The following is a 13,491-nucleotide window of genomic DNA, read 5'->3' as shown; positions in this document are numbered from 1 at the left end:
TCATCCTCACCCGACAAGCTGGCGATAATCGCATTCCATCTCATCAATAAAATCATTACCGATTGTCGGAAAACCATAGGTTAAGAGTTCACTCCCTTGTATTTTAAATAAATTATAGAGATAGCTGTCCTTTTGGTGAGCGACGTGAACAGGCACAAAAGGCCTGTTTTTTACGATAGCTTCGTTTAGTTCGCTGGTGCTGATGACGTTGTATTGATCCCCTGTGATATCAATAACGTAATCACCCACTTCCAGCCAGAAGTGAGTAATCGCGCCATTTTTACCGGTGACTCCAGTGACCCCTTTCAATTCCAGTTCGGGCCATAATTGTAGAAAGTGGAAGGAAAGTAACATTGAGCAAAGCTTGCAACTCATGACAGGAAAGCCGTGAGGGATGAGGTAGGTTGTTGACGGATCGCATTTTTCGAGTAGTTCCCGAAATCTATTCGCCTCTTCACGTGCAGCTCCAATGGTAAACAAAAACGCCTCCAGGTCTATTATATGAGTGGGGTTGAAAGTCTCTGCAGATGCGAAAACGGCTTTCTCAGGTCGTCGAGACCGCAGACATAACGTAATCTGCCCATGCCTGCATCATCGGCCGTCGTTCATTCAACAGGTCGGTACGATGGTAGGCTGCTTCAGATTTGTTCCTGATAGTATGAGCCAGTGCTCGTTCAGCTAAATCATGCGGATAGCGTTGTTCACTGCACCAGTCACGGAAGCTGGAACGAAATCCATGCGCGACAGCAAATCGTCCCTGGGTATCGCTGATAGCTTTGGTTTTACGCAAAAATGATGTCAAAACCATATCGGAGAGAACAGTTTGTTTTCTGGGGGAAGGGAATACCAGCATCTCATGTAATCCTCTCATTTGTTCAAGTAGCCCAATTGCCTGCTGAGACAGAGGTACCCTGTGCCGGACACCGCCTTTCATTCGACCTGGTGGGATGGTCCAGATCTTGCGTTTAAAATCAATTTCGCACCATTCCATCGCACGAGCTTCGCCCGAACGACATGCTGTCAGTATGACAAACAATAGTAATCCTCGGCTAACGTTGTAACGATCTTCAGTATAAACGCGGCTGGCGATGTATAACGGTATGACTTTCCATGGCATGGCAGGCTGATGTTCAGTACGTATACTGGCGCTGACCTGCTGGGGAAGGAGGTGGTCTACAACATCAACAGGATTGGCTGAGCAGAACCCATGAGCCCAGGCCCACTGCATTACTTTATGAATACGCTGTTTTACCCGTCCGGAGGTTTCGGGGATAGTCATCCACGAAGGACGCAAAACATCCGCAACATTGGCTGGCGTAATCGCATCAAGAGGAACGGTCCCCATAGCAGGAAACACATGCTGTTCGAGTGTAGATATCCACTGCCGGGCATGCTTTTTGTTACGCCATCCTGGCAGCAACTCAGTATGAACTTTTCGTGCAGCCTCTTCAAAAGTCGGAATTACGATTTTGGTCGTCTCCGCTTTTTTGAGTTCAAGAGGGTCATCTCCAGCCGATAATTGTTCTCGCATGGTTTGCGCGAGTTTAGCCGCTTCGGCAATACCGATTTCAGGGTAAGAGCCAAGACCGGCATTACGTCGTTTCTGAGTGACAGGGCTGACGTAGCGTAGCACCCACTTTCCGCGTCCTTTAGTGGAAGAGGGATGTAGTGTAAGGCCAGTGACACCACCATGCGAAATCGGTTTGTCATTGGGTTTGATATGACGGGCTTTGGTATCCGTGAGTAAGGCCATAAGTGGTGGCTTCCTTTAAATCTAAGTATGTCTTCAGTATGCCATCTGGTATGCCATTAATTGAAGCTTTCTTTGGATTGGGCTAACATACATCGGACGGGTAATAGTGTGATTTACTGTATTTGTGCGGGTTTAGTTGACGTTGTCGTACCAAATCGGATTTATATCAAGCGGACGTCCGTTCCGCCACTATTCTAAGCCCCGGTTCAGCAATGAACCGGGGTTTTTCTTTATCTCTTTTCTCGGCGTCGCTTGAGTCTGGTGCCATCCCCGCTACTCTACGCCGAGCGCCGGTTAAGTCATGCGGCATCTCTTACTGCCCCAGGTTGACCATCGCAAGGTGAGTCTGTGTTGAACCGCATGCGGCTATTCATGCGCATTCATCCTTCCCTGGCGAGGCTGAGTGCGGTTATTGTGCCACCGTCCCATCAGCCCGGGACAGTGTCAGCGTAGTCCGCGCTGGTTGGTCGGCGATTTACACCGCCTCTCTGTTGAGCAATTAGTGCGCAGGAAGCGTTCGCGTAGCAGGGTTGTGGCGGAGGGGGGCGAACATGGATGGGCGACGTGCTGTCGCCATCCGTTCTATTAGGCCTACGTAGTTGTGGTATTTGGGCTCACAAGATCTTATGTGGCCCGAAGCATTCATAATGCAGACGCCCGGTATCGACACCCTGGGCGACTAGCTGTTGAGCCACGTGCTGCATAAAACCAACCGGGCCACAGAAATAGAACTGCATGTTGGTATCGTTCAACGCCTTGCCCAACATAGTGAGATCCATTATGCCAGCATGGCAACGTGTTTGTCGGAGAACTGGCGCGGCGTGCGTATCCTGGCGTAGCCAGAGATGGGCCTGTGCTTGGGGTAGCGTCGATAGCAGGCGTTCGACCTCCGCGCCGAAGGCCCATACTTGCGCGTTTTCGGCGGCATGCAACCAGTAGAGCGGCGCCTGGTGTCCCTGGGTGCTCAGGCTGTCGAGCATGCTGAGTAGTGGCGTGGCGCCGACGCCGGCAGAGATTAGCGTGACTGGCGTCGGTGGGGGCACGTCGAGGGTGAACGTCCCGCAAGGGGCGGACAGGTATAGCGTCTCGCCAGGTTGTGCGACATCGTGCAGGTAGCGCGAGACGGCACCTTGCTCCTCGCGTTTGACGGCGATGCGGTAATCGCAGCCATTCGGCGCGTGAGTCAGGGAGTATTGACGGATTGCCTGACGAGCTAGACTGGGGTGGCGGACATAGACCCCCAGGTACTGTCCCGGTAGAAAGTCAGCTACGGGTTTTCCATCCACGGGTACCAGGGTAAAGCGGGTGATCAGCGTGCTCTCCTTACGTTTTTCACTGATGCGAAATGCACGCTGATGTTGCCAGCCGCCCGGTTGTGCTGCCTGTTGCCGATACAACTGAGTCTCGCGCTCAATAAATATTTGCGCCAATACAGCGTAGGCCTTGCTCCAGGCCGTCAACACGTCTTCGCCGGGATTAAACACCTCCTCCAGGGTCTTGAGCAGATGGTGGCCGACGATGGCGTATTGCTCCGGTTGGATAGCGAAGCTGGCATGCTTGTGGGCGATGCGCTCTACGGCGGTGCTCAATGTGGCGGGATGATCGATGTGTGCGGCATAGGCGCAAAGAGCATTGAATAAGGCCTCACGCTGAGCGCCGTTGCGCTGATGACTCATATTGAAAATGGCTTGTAACTCAGGGTGATGGCTTAACATACGTTGATAGAAGTGATTGGTCAGCCCTGGCCCATACTGTTGCAGTAGGGGCAGTGTTGATTGCACTATCGCGATGCTCTTCTCATCTAACATAGCGTTTCCTTTACTGGTGTGATGGTCGGCAATGATTAAATTGCATTTAAAATACAACTTAATCATTTTTGGCGTCGTTGTAAATCAGTCATTGCCGATGTGCAGCGATTAGCGTTACGGTAGTGATGATTTTTTATGCGAGCGAACGTGGCTTAGTACACGAATGTAACATCGGTTAGTGCTGGCATTTTCCCTTGTGTCATCCCAAGCCAAACGTTTGCGTAAAAATCAGGGAAGGGTGTTTTTAACAAGCTAAAAACAGATTACACTGTGGTCGAGTACCCGTTTGGGTGGGGTTGTATTGGCTGTGGGAGCCAAGATTTACTCAAAAACGGTTAGCTGAGTCAGGAGAAACGGATGTTAAAGCGTGAAATGAACATTGCCGATTACGATGCCGAATTGTGGCAGGCAATGCAGCAGGAAGTGGAGCGTCAGGAGCAGCACATTGAGCTGATCGCCTCGGAGAACTATACCAGTCCTCGAGTCATGCAGGCTCAGGGTTCCCAATTGACCAATAAATATGCTGAAGGTTATCCGGGCAAGCGTTATTACGGCGGTTGCGAGTATGTGGATCAGGTCGAGCAACTGGCTATCGATCGCGCCAAGGCATTATTCGGTGCCGATTATGCCAACGTACAACCGCACTCCGGGTCGCAAGCTAACTTCGCCGTTTATACCGCATTGTTGCAGCCAGGCGATACGGTATTGGGGATGAATCTGGCGCACGGCGGCCATCTGACTCACGGCTCTCCGGTTAACTTCTCCGGTAAGTTGTATAACGTGGTGCCTTATGGCATCGATGCCCAGGGCCGAATTGACTATGACGATTTGGCCGTACAGGCGCAGACGCATCGTCCGAAGATGATTATCGGCGGCTTCTCCGCCTATTCCGGCGTCGTCGATTGGGCGCGGATGCGCGAGATCGCCGACAGCATCGGTGCGTATCTGTTTGTGGATATGGCGCATGTGGCAGGATTGGTCGCCGCTGGCGTCTATCCGAATCCGCTTCCTCACGCCCATGTCGTCACCACGACCACTCACAAGACCTTGGCTGGTCCGCGCGGTGGTCTGATCCTGGCGCAAGGGTTGGATGAGGCGCTGTATAAGAAGCTGAATTCCGCCGTGTTCCCTGGGGCGCAGGGCGGCCCGTTGATGCACGTTATCGCCGCTAAGGCGGTGGCGTTGAAAGAGGCGATGGAGCCTGAGTTTACCCGTTACCAGCAACAGGTTGCGAAAAATGCTAAGGCGATGGTCGAGGTCTTCTTGCAACGCGGCTACAAGGTCGTCTCCGGCGGAACCGAAAACCATTTGTTCCTGGTGGATCTGGTCGACAAGCAGATAACCGGTAAAGAGGCGGATGCCGCTCTGGGGCGCGCCAACATCACCGTTAACAAAAATAGCGTACCAAACGATCCGCAAAGTCCGTTCGTCACCTCCGGCATCCGCGTCGGTACCCCGGCGATCACGCGCCGTGGCTTCAACGAGGCGGACTCGCGTGAACTGGCCGGTTGGATGTGCGACGTGCTGGATAACATCCATGATGAAGCGGTGATCGCGCGCACCCAGCAGAAGGTTCTGGCGATCTGCGCCCGTCTGCCGGTCTATGCCTGATCGTACAGACTTAACTTGCATTATCGAGCCCGCCGCCGTGCGGGCTTTTTTATGATGCCGTTTCTTGCAGTTTGCCCGCTTGCATCAACCAGGCTCCGAGACTGACGGCGATCAGACTTAACTCCTCGGGAGAGAAGCGGATGCGGTAATGACGCTCCAATCCGGCGATACTGTCGCGGGTCAGGGTCAAGAGACCCGGGTGATGCGACTCCAACTCAGCCAGCAGTGGCGTGCCGATGCGAATACCGAAGCGCGCGCGCTCGATGGCGGCGCCCAGATGGGCGAAGAGCCGAGAGCAGAGTTGCTCTCGTTGGGGAAAGCGGATGCCGCTGCACACCTCTACGTGCTCCACACTTCCTTCGACCTCTTGCATCAGGATACGATCCTGCTCGTTATCTCGCGGCGCGGCGTTGTGATTCTTTAGCAGGCTCAGCATCAGAGTAGTGAATAGCTGCTCCTGTTGGCGTACTTCAAAAGCGAGATGCTTGAAGAGGAACTGACACAGCGCGCCTGCACTGTCATATTCACACTTCTGCTGTAAGGCGCGGCGATGGATGGCGGGGAGCCAGCAGGGCAGCAGGGTAGTTAGCGGATGACGTTGGTGTTGTAGGTAGGCAAACAGCAACATCAAGCCGATGATCTGTTTCTGGCGGGCGCTGAAAGTGAAGCAGGATGGCGGGGTACTTTGATCGAGTAAGGCGTCAAGTCGCGCTAGAGTCGTCTCAGGGGGGAACGGGGCACCGACCTGTTGCAGTGCGCTGGACAGCAGGCTCTGTGAGCGTTCGGGGGAGAGCCGTATTCCCCGTTGGAGCCAATGCAGTAGACACAGACGCCACTCATAGGCCGAACCATACAGGCGATAGCCTTGACGTGGGTGATAACTGAGATGTAAGGCGTGATAGCGCATCATCTCGCCGATCAGATGACTCAGATCGGCCTCCGCCTCCTGGGGGAGCTGGTGGTTAATCTGGCATAGACGCTGCGATGTCAGTGGCGCGTCGGCGATCAATAAGGTCAGCGCCAAGGTACAGCGCCGAGCGGCGGGTGTGCGAGCCTCGGGCGGCGGGCTTGCGTTCTGCATAGGTTTTCCCCCGGCCTGGATAACGCTGGAATCAATCAAGCTTAAGCATAGCAAAGTCCGTTACGGCACGCCGTCGGAGTAGACCGAATTTGCGCCGGGACGTGACGCATATTGGTTACGCGGGGGGCAGATAAAAAAACACCCTGCGCGCAAGCGGGCAGGGTGTCAGTCATGCAGCGCGTGGCATTAGCGCTTTAGCGCATCGCTCAGTTCATCACGCAGGGCACCCAGTAGCGATTTAACTACGCGTGGGTTGCCGGCGACGATGTTGCCGCTCGCCAGGTAGCCGTGACCGCCGACGAAGTCGGTGACCAGGCCACCCGCTTCACGCACTAGCAGTTCACCCGCAGCAAAATCCCACGGCTTCAGGCCGATCTCGAAGAAGCCATCCACTCGGCCAGCGGCCACATAGGCCAGATCCAACGCGGCGGAACCGGTACGACGGAAGTCGGCACACTGCGTAAACAGCTTATCGATCATCTTGATGTAGGTAGCGGCGTGATGTTTCACCTTGAACGGGAAGCCGGTAGCCAGAATGGTGCCATTCAGATCTTTCGCTTGGCCGGTACGCAGGCGGTAACCGTTGAGCTGTGCGCCCTGACCACGGGTAGCCGTGTACAGCTCGTTACGCATCGGATCGTAGACAACAGCGACTTCGGTACGCCCTTTGATACGGACGGCAATGGAGACGGAGAAGTGCGGCAGACGCTTAACGAAGTTGGTAGTGCCATCCAGCGGATCGATTACCCATTGGATCTCGTGATCTTCACCCAACAGTTCGCCACACTCTTCGCTGATAATGGTGTGCTTAGGATAAGACTTGCGGATGGTCTCGATGATCAGGTGTTCCGCATCACGATCAACGTTGGTCACAAAATCATTGCTGCCTTTCTGGCTGGCTTCTACTGCGTCGGGCGTTTCGTAACTTTTGGCAATCAGGTTACCGGCCTTGCGCGCGGCGCGCACGGCGATGTTCAGCATCGGATGCATGGGAATCTTCCACTAGATGTTAAAGAACGGGAAATTTAGACGGCGCAGAGTATAGCAAAGCGTATGGCAAACAACCACGCTGTTTTACGATTCGACGTAAGCTAATTGAAGCTGTGATGTAGATCAAAGGCTTATCCCTGTGAGTTTACGACGACTAAATCAATCGAAACCATTAATAGTCGCTTATGGTAAAATGGTCAGCTCAATTCAACCGTGTAATGAGTAAGCATGCTGGACAATATTCGCATCGTGCTGGTGGAAACCTCCCACACCGGCAACATGGGGTCGACGGCTCGCGCCATGAAGACCATGGGGCTGACCAATCTGTACCTGGTTAATCCGCTGGTGCGCCCCGATTCACAGGCTATCGCCCTGGCTGCCGGCGCCAGTGACGTGATTGGCAATGCCACCATCGTGGATAGCTTCGACGCGGCCATTGCTGGGTGTAGCCTGGTAGTGGGGACGAGCGCCCGTTCGCGTTCGTTGCCTTGGCCGATGCTAGAGCCGCGTGAGTGCGGTCAGCGTGCGGCGCAGGAGTCAGAGCATGCGCCAGTGGCCATCGTGTTTGGCCGTGAACGTGTCGGTCTGACCAATGATGAATTGCAGAAGTGCCATTACCATGTGCAGATCCCGGCCAACCCGGAGTACAGCTCGCTAAACCTGGCGATGGCAGTGCAGATCCTCAGCTATGAGATCCGTGTCGCTCACTTGGATCGCCAAGCGGCGAAGTACCCGCCGGCAGACGATGCGGCCTATCCGCTGGTGGATGATTTGGAGCGTTTCTACCACCATCTGGAGCAGACGCTGCATCATACTGGCTTTATCCGTGAAAAGAATCCGGGGCAGGTGATGAACCGCCTGCGTCGCTTGTTTACCCGTGCGCGTCCCGAGGCACAGGAACTGAACATTCTGCGCGGCATTTTGGCCTCTATTGATAAGTACCACGCAGAACGGCACGAAAGTTAACGCGTCTGGCCGTTATAGCATAGTAGGATACTAGGGTATTTTGCATGACGAGTGGCCATCAGCTTATCATCGGGTTTTTACGGATAAACGCCCTCCGGTCGGCACGGCAATACCTGAGTAAAATAGTAGGATAAATAGTTGACTGAAATGGTCGGGAATGAGAGGATGAACGTGTTGAATAAGCGTGCATGTTTCACTTCTTACTCCCAAAGGGACTATTAGCCATGAGACTGACATCCAAAGGGCGTTATGCCGTAACTGCCATGCTTGATGTGGCACTTCACTCTCAGGAAGGGCCGGTACCGTTGGCGGATATTTCAGAACGCCAGGGGATCTCTCTCTCATACCTGGAGCAACTGTTTTCTCGCCTGCGTAAAAACGGCCTGGTCGCCAGCGTGCGTGGTCCCGGCGGTGGCTATCTGTTAGGCAAAGATGCCGCAGAGATTGCCGTGGGGGCCGTGATCACGGCGGTCGATGAGTCGGTTGACGCGACCCGTTGCCAGGGCAAGGGGGGCTGCCAGGGAGGCACGCGCTGCTTGACTCACGCCTTATGGCGTGATTTGAGCGAACGTATCAGCGGTTTTCTCAATAACATTTCACTGGCGGAGTTGGTCAATAACCAAGAGGTCTTGGTGGTGGCCGACCGGCAGGATATGGACGTTCGGCGTAACATCGTGCCAGCTGGACGTCAGGACATGATTAACGTGAACCTGCGCGCTTAAGCGCAGGCACGGCGTTGAATGATCACCCGTAAACAAATCATTTTTGGAAGTGATGTCCGGAGCAATAGAATGAAATTACCGATTTATATGGACTACTCCGCCACGACGCCGGCTGATCCGCGCGTGGCTGAGAAGATGATGCAGTATCTAACGCTCGATGGTACTTTCGGTAACCCGGCCTCCCGCTCTCACCGCTTCGGCTGGCAGGCCGAAGAAGCGGTAGATGTGGCGCGTAACAACATTGCCGAGTTGGTCGGGGCCGATCCGCGCGAGATCGTGTTTACCTCTGGCGCGACCGAGGCTGATAACCTGGCGATCAAAGGGGCGGCTAACTTCTATCAGAAGAAAGGTAAGCACATCATCACCAGCAAGACCGAGCATAAGGCTGTGCTGGATACCTGCCGTCAGCTGGAGCGTGAGGGCTTTGAGGTGACCTATATGGCGCCGCAATCCAACGGTCTGATCGATCTGCAAGAGCTGGAAGCGGCAATGCGCGATGACACCATCCTGGTCTCCATCATGCATGTCAACAACGAGATCGGTATCATTCAGGATATTGAGACCATCGGCGAGATGTGCCGCGCGCGTGGCATCATTTTCCATGTCGACGCCACGCAAAGTGTGGGCAAACTGCCGATTGATCTGAGCAAACTGAAGGTGGATCTGATGTCCTTTTCGGGCCATAAGATTTATGGCCCGAAAGGCATCGGGGCGCTGTACGTACGCCGTAAGCCGCGTGTGCGCATCGAGGCGCAGATGCACGGCGGCGGTCACGAGCGCGGCATGCGTTCCGGTACGCTGCCAGTCCACCAGATCGTCGGGATGGGCGAAGCCTATCGCATCGCTAAGGAAGAGATGCCGACGGAAGTTCCGCGTCTGCGCGCTCTGCGCGATCGTCTGTGGAACGGGCTGAAGGATATCGAAGAGGTTTACCTGAACGGCTCGTTGGAGCAGGGGGCGCCGAATATCCTGAATGTCAGCTTTAACTTTGTTGAAGGGGAATCTCTGATCATGGCGCTGAAGGATCTGGCCGTCTCCTCCGGTTCGGCCTGTACCTCCGCCAGTCTGGAGCCATCCTACGTGCTGCGAGCACTGGGCCTGAATGATGAGCTGGCGCACAGCTCCATCCGCTTCTCTCTGGGGCGCTTTACCACGGAAGAAGAAGTCGACTACGCCATCGATCTGGTGCGTAACGCCATCGGCCGTCTGCGTGACCTCTCTCCGCTGTGGGAGATGCATAAGCAGGGCGTGGATCTCAGCACCATCGAATGGGCTGCCCATTAATCCTCAGGACACCATTTTAGGAGCATCGATATGGCTTACAGCGATAAAGTGATCGACCACTACGAAAATCCGCGCAACGTCGGATCCTTTGATAATAGCGATCCGACCGTCGGTAGCGGCATGGTCGGCGCGCCGGCGTGCGGCGATGTGATGAAGTTGCAGATTAAAGTCAACAACGAGGGTATCATTGAAGACGCCCGTTTCAAGACCTATGGTTGCGGATCTGCCATTGCCTCCAGCTCGCTGGTGACCGAATGGGTTAAGGGGAAATCCCTAGCGCAGGCGGCGGAGATCAAGAACACCGATATCGCCGAAGAGTTGGCGTTGCCACCGGTGAAGATCCACTGTTCGATCCTGGCGGAAGACGCCATTAAGGCGGCGATCGCCGATTATAAGAGCAAACATAACGCGGAGTAATGACCGCGGACTGCGGCGGCCCTTTCGGCCGCCGTCACCCTGACTATTTTTGACTGAGGTTGTTGTATGTCGATTACCATGAGCGACTCCGCTGCAAAGCGCGTACAGACATTTTTGACCAATCGCGGTAAAGGATTGGGCCTGCGTCTGGGGGTAAAAACCTCGGGCTGTTCGGGCATGGCGTATGTGCTGGAGTTTGTCGATGTCCTGAATGAGGACGATGTGGTTTTCGAAGATAAAGGGGTGAAAGTCATCGTTGACGGTAAGAGCCTGGTCTATCTGGACGGCACCGAGCTGGACTTCGTCAAAGAAGGGCTGAACGAAGGCTTTAAGTTCAACAACCCGAACGTCAAAAACGAGTGTGGTTGCGGCGAAAGCTTCAACGTCTAATTCCACGCATCGTCATCCGTCGGCGCCCTACGGCGCCGCATTTCCGTTATCAGCATCAGAGTACGGCATGGACTATTTCACGCTTTTTGGGTTGCCGACACGTTATGAGGTCGACGGCAATCTGCTCGCTGCGCGTTTTCAGGCGTTGCAGCGCCAGTTTCATCCCGATCGTTTCGCCGCCGCGCCGGAGCGCGAGCGTCTCCTCGCCATCCAACAGGCCGCGACCATCAATGACGGCTACCAGACCCTGAAGCATCCTCTCAAGCGCGCCGAATATCTGCTCTCGTTGCATGGCATCGACATCAAGAATGAACAGCAGACGATGCACGATACGGCCTTTTTGATGGAGCAGATGGCGCTACGTGAAGAGCTGGAGACGTTAGCGCAGCAGGCCGACGCCGACGCGGCATTAATGAACTTTGCTGCCAGGATCGCTAAAATGGTGCAGACGCGCAGCGCGCAGCTGGTCGGTGAATTGGATCGTCAAGAATGGTCATCGGCAGCCGACAGCGTACGCAAGCTGCGCTTTCTCGACAAACTTCACCAGCAGGTTGAACAGCTAGAAGAACGGCTGCTGGGGATGTAACCCTATTTTGACGGATTAACGGAAGCGAACATGGCGTTATTACAAATCAGTGAGCCGGGGCTAAGCGCCGCACCGCATCAGCGTCGACTGGCGGCGGGTATCGATCTGGGCACCACGAACTCTCTGGTGGCGACCGTGCGTAGCGGCCAGGCCGAAACGCTGGCCGATGAGCAGGGACGCCACCTGTTGCCTTCGGTGGTGCGCTACCAGGCGGAAGGGCGAGTCGTTGGCACGCAGGCGCGTGCGCAGGCCGCCACGGACCCGCTCAACACCGTCAGCTCGATCAAACGCATGATGGGGCGCTCACTGGCCGACATACAGGCGCGCTATCCCCACTTGCCCTACCAAATGACGGCCAGTGAGAATGGCCTGCCACAACTGATCACCGCCGCGGGCAATGTCAACCCGATCCAAGTGTCTGCCGATATCCTTGCCGCACTCTCCGCGCGGGCACAGGCATCATTGGGCGGCGAGCTAGATGGGGTGGTGATCACCGTCCCGGCCTATTTTGACGATGCGCAGCGTCAGGGGACCAAAGACGCCGCGCGCTTGGCTGGGCTGCATGTATTGCGTCTGCTCAACGAGCCGACAGCCGCCGCCATCGCCTATGGTTTGGATTCGGGGCAGGAAGGGGTGATTGCGGTCTACGATCTCGGCGGCGGTACTTTTGACATCTCCATCCTGCGTCTGAGTCGCGGGGTCTTCGAGGTGTTGGCCACCGGGGGAGACTCCGCGTTGGGCGGCGATGATTTCGACCATCTGTTAGCCGATTGGCTGCGTGAGCAGTCTGGGCTACATGATCGCAGCGATGCCGGATTGGCACGCCGCTTCTTGGACGCCGCGGTGGAGGCCAAGATCGCGCTCAGCAGTCAGGAGCAGGTTGAGGTGCGTGTCGACCAGTGGCGGGGGCAGGTGACTCGCCAGCAGTTTGACGCGCTGATCGCTCCGTTGGTGAAACGTACCCTGTTGGCCTGCCGTCGAGCGCTAAAAGATGCCGCCGTCGGTGTCGATGAGGTGCTTGAGGTGGTGATGGTCGGTGGCTCGACACGCGTTCCGTTGGTACGCACTCTGGTCGGAGACTTCTTCGGTCGTCCGCCACTGACCGCAATTGATCCCGATCGTGTAGTGGCGATCGGCGCGGCGATCCAGGCCGACATTCTGGTCGGCAACAAACCGGACGCCGAGATGCTGCTGCTGGATGTGATCCCGCTGTCTCTGGGGTTAGAGACTATGGGCGGCCTGGTCGAAAAGGTCATCCCGCGTAATACCACCATTCCAGTGGCCCGAGCGCAGGAGTTTACTACCTTCAAGGATGGCCAGACGGCGATGATGATCCATGTGGTGCAGGGCGAGCGTGAGCTGGTGCAAGACAATCGCTCCCTAGCGCGCTTCACCCTGCGCGGTATTCCGCCGTTGCCGGCGGGCGGCGCGCATATTCGCGTCACCTTCCAGGTCGATGCCGATGGCCTGCTCAGCGTCACCGCGATGGAAAAATCCACTGGGGTGCAGGCGGCCATCCAGGTGAAGCCCTCCTATGGGCTGAGCGAAGAGGCGATTGTCGGCATGATCCAATCGTCGATGGCGAACGCCGAAGACGATCTCAGCGCCCGCATGTTGGCGGAGCAAAAAGTCGAGGCCGCGCGTGTGCTGGAAAGCCTGCGAGGCGCGTTACAACAGGACAGTGCCCTGTTGAGCGCAGAGGAACTGGCGGCAATCCGCCAGGTTGAGGATGCGCTGCAAACCGCCGCCGCCGGCGATAATACGGCGGCGATCGAAGCAGCGATCAAGGCGCTGGATGCACAAACTCAAGAATTTGCCGCGCGACGCATGGATGCTTCCATCCGTCGTGCACTGGCCGGTCACTCTGTGGATGAGGTTTAAAC

At 55.7% G+C, this 13,491-nt stretch carries 13 protein-coding genes; 8 read left to right on the top strand and 5 right to left on the bottom strand.

The annotated features are described in order from the left end of the window. Window positions 1–6 precede the first annotated feature (6 nt). The 3 genes from EHO01S_RS10235 to hmpA all read right to left on the bottom strand — a co-directional run bounded on the left by EHO01S_RS10235 (window position 7) and on the right by hmpA (window position 3,561). Window positions 7–480, bottom strand: coding sequence for a hypothetical protein (locus EHO01S_RS10235; RefSeq protein WP_024523869.1), 474 nt, complete (start codon window positions 478–480; stop codon window positions 7–9). Between the two features lie 64 nt (window positions 481–544). Further along, window positions 545–1,753, bottom strand: coding sequence for a tyrosine-type recombinase/integrase (locus tag EHO01S_RS10230; RefSeq protein WP_024523868.1), 1,209 nt, complete (start codon window positions 1,751–1,753; stop codon window positions 545–547). 614 nt (window positions 1,754–2,367) lie between these two features. After that, window positions 2,368–3,561, bottom strand: a complete 1,194-nt coding sequence (gene hmpA, locus EHO01S_RS10225) for an NO-inducible flavohemoprotein (protein WP_024523867.1) — start codon at window positions 3,559–3,561, stop codon at window positions 2,368–2,370. Window positions 3,562–3,918: 357 nt separating this feature from the next. Between hmpA and glyA the strand changes: the two genes are divergently transcribed. After that, window positions 3,919–5,172: a serine hydroxymethyltransferase gene (gene glyA, locus EHO01S_RS10220; RefSeq protein ID WP_024523866.1), complete on the top strand. Its 1,254-nt coding sequence runs from the start codon at window positions 3,919–3,921 to the stop codon at window positions 5,170–5,172. A 49-nt stretch (window positions 5,173–5,221) separates the two neighbouring features. Here the strand turns inward: glyA and EHO01S_RS10215 are convergent, their stop codons facing one another. Beyond that, window positions 5,222–6,253: a PRD domain-containing protein gene (locus tag EHO01S_RS10215; protein WP_024523865.1), complete on the bottom strand. Its 1,032-nt coding sequence runs from the start codon at window positions 6,251–6,253 to the stop codon at window positions 5,222–5,224. A gap of 186 nt (window positions 6,254–6,439) precedes the next feature. Further along, window positions 6,440–7,243 carry an inositol-1-monophosphatase gene (gene suhB, locus EHO01S_RS10210; protein WP_024523864.1) on the bottom strand — a complete coding sequence of 268 codons (804 nt, stop codon included), beginning with the start codon at window positions 7,241–7,243 and terminating at the stop codon, window positions 6,440–6,442. Window positions 7,244–7,471: 228 nt separating this feature from the next. Here suhB and trmJ point away from each other — a divergent pair, with 228 nt between their 5' ends. The 7 genes from trmJ to hscA all read left to right on the top strand — a co-directional run bounded on the left by trmJ (window position 7,472) and on the right by hscA (window position 13,489). After that, entirely contained in the window at window positions 7,472–8,209 is a 738-nt protein-coding gene (gene trmJ / locus EHO01S_RS10205) for a tRNA (cytosine(32)/uridine(32)-2'-O)-methyltransferase TrmJ (protein WP_024523863.1), read from the top strand. Between the two features lie 224 nt (window positions 8,210–8,433). Continuing rightward, the gene (gene iscR, locus EHO01S_RS10200; RefSeq protein WP_024523862.1) at window positions 8,434–8,931 is read left to right on the top strand and encodes a Fe-S cluster assembly transcriptional regulator IscR; all 498 of its coding nucleotides are present in this window, start codon (window positions 8,434–8,436) and stop codon (window positions 8,929–8,931) included. Between the two features lie 69 nt (window positions 8,932–9,000). Further along, window positions 9,001–10,215, top strand: a complete 1,215-nt coding sequence (locus EHO01S_RS10195; RefSeq protein WP_024523861.1) for an IscS subfamily cysteine desulfurase — start codon at window positions 9,001–9,003, stop codon at window positions 10,213–10,215. 30 nt (window positions 10,216–10,245) lie between these two features. Then, a complete protein-coding gene (iscU, locus tag EHO01S_RS10190) occupies window positions 10,246–10,632 on the top strand; it encodes a Fe-S cluster assembly scaffold IscU (RefSeq protein WP_024523860.1) in 387 nt (128 codons plus the stop codon). Window positions 10,633–10,698: 66 nt separating this feature from the next. After that, a complete protein-coding gene (gene iscA, locus EHO01S_RS10185; RefSeq protein WP_005289574.1) occupies window positions 10,699–11,022 on the top strand; it encodes an iron-sulfur cluster assembly protein IscA in 324 nt (107 codons plus the stop codon). A 67-nt stretch (window positions 11,023–11,089) separates the two neighbouring features. Beyond that, window positions 11,090–11,608, top strand: a complete 519-nt coding sequence (hscB, locus tag EHO01S_RS10180; RefSeq protein WP_024523859.1) for a co-chaperone HscB — start codon at window positions 11,090–11,092, stop codon at window positions 11,606–11,608. Between the two features lie 30 nt (window positions 11,609–11,638). Next, entirely contained in the window at window positions 11,639–13,489 is a 1,851-nt protein-coding gene (gene hscA / locus EHO01S_RS10175) for a Fe-S protein assembly chaperone HscA (RefSeq protein ID WP_024523858.1), read from the top strand. The last annotated feature ends 2 nt before the right edge of the window (window positions 13,490–13,491 follow it).

This window comes from Edwardsiella hoshinae NBRC 105699 = ATCC 33379, from assembly GCF_000474215.1.
Lineage (GTDB): Bacteria > Pseudomonadota > Gammaproteobacteria > Enterobacterales > Enterobacteriaceae > Edwardsiella > Edwardsiella hoshinae.
Note: the sequence above shows the minus strand (reverse complement) of the source record. Positions and strands in the feature narration are given on the sequence as shown.

Coding starts and splice junctions, on each gene's coding strand:
- iscU (WP_024523860.1), top strand. CDS start 10,246: ATGGCTTACAGCGATAAAGTGATCGACCACTACGAAAATCCGCGCAAC.
- hmpA (WP_024523867.1), bottom strand. CDS start 3,561: ATGTTAGATGAGAAGAGCATCGCGATAGTGCAATCAACACTGCCCCTA.
- hscA (WP_024523858.1), top strand. CDS start 11,639: ATGGCGTTATTACAAATCAGTGAGCCGGGGCTAAGCGCCGCACCGCAT.
- EHO01S_RS10230 (WP_024523868.1), bottom strand. CDS start 1,753: ATGGCCTTACTCACGGATACCAAAGCCCGTCATATCAAACCCAATGAC.
- trmJ (WP_024523863.1), top strand. CDS start 7,472: ATGCTGGACAATATTCGCATCGTGCTGGTGGAAACCTCCCACACCGGC.
- EHO01S_RS10195 (WP_024523861.1), top strand. CDS start 9,001: ATGAAATTACCGATTTATATGGACTACTCCGCCACGACGCCGGCTGAT.
- iscR (WP_024523862.1), top strand. CDS start 8,434: ATGAGACTGACATCCAAAGGGCGTTATGCCGTAACTGCCATGCTTGAT.
- hscB (WP_024523859.1), top strand. CDS start 11,090: ATGGACTATTTCACGCTTTTTGGGTTGCCGACACGTTATGAGGTCGAC.
- glyA (WP_024523866.1), top strand. CDS start 3,919: ATGTTAAAGCGTGAAATGAACATTGCCGATTACGATGCCGAATTGTGG.
- suhB (WP_024523864.1), bottom strand. CDS start 7,243: ATGCATCCGATGCTGAACATCGCCGTGCGCGCCGCGCGCAAGGCCGGT.
- iscA (WP_005289574.1), top strand. CDS start 10,699: ATGTCGATTACCATGAGCGACTCCGCTGCAAAGCGCGTACAGACATTT.
- EHO01S_RS10215 (WP_024523865.1), bottom strand. CDS start 6,253: ATGCAGAACGCAAGCCCGCCGCCCGAGGCTCGCACACCCGCCGCTCGG.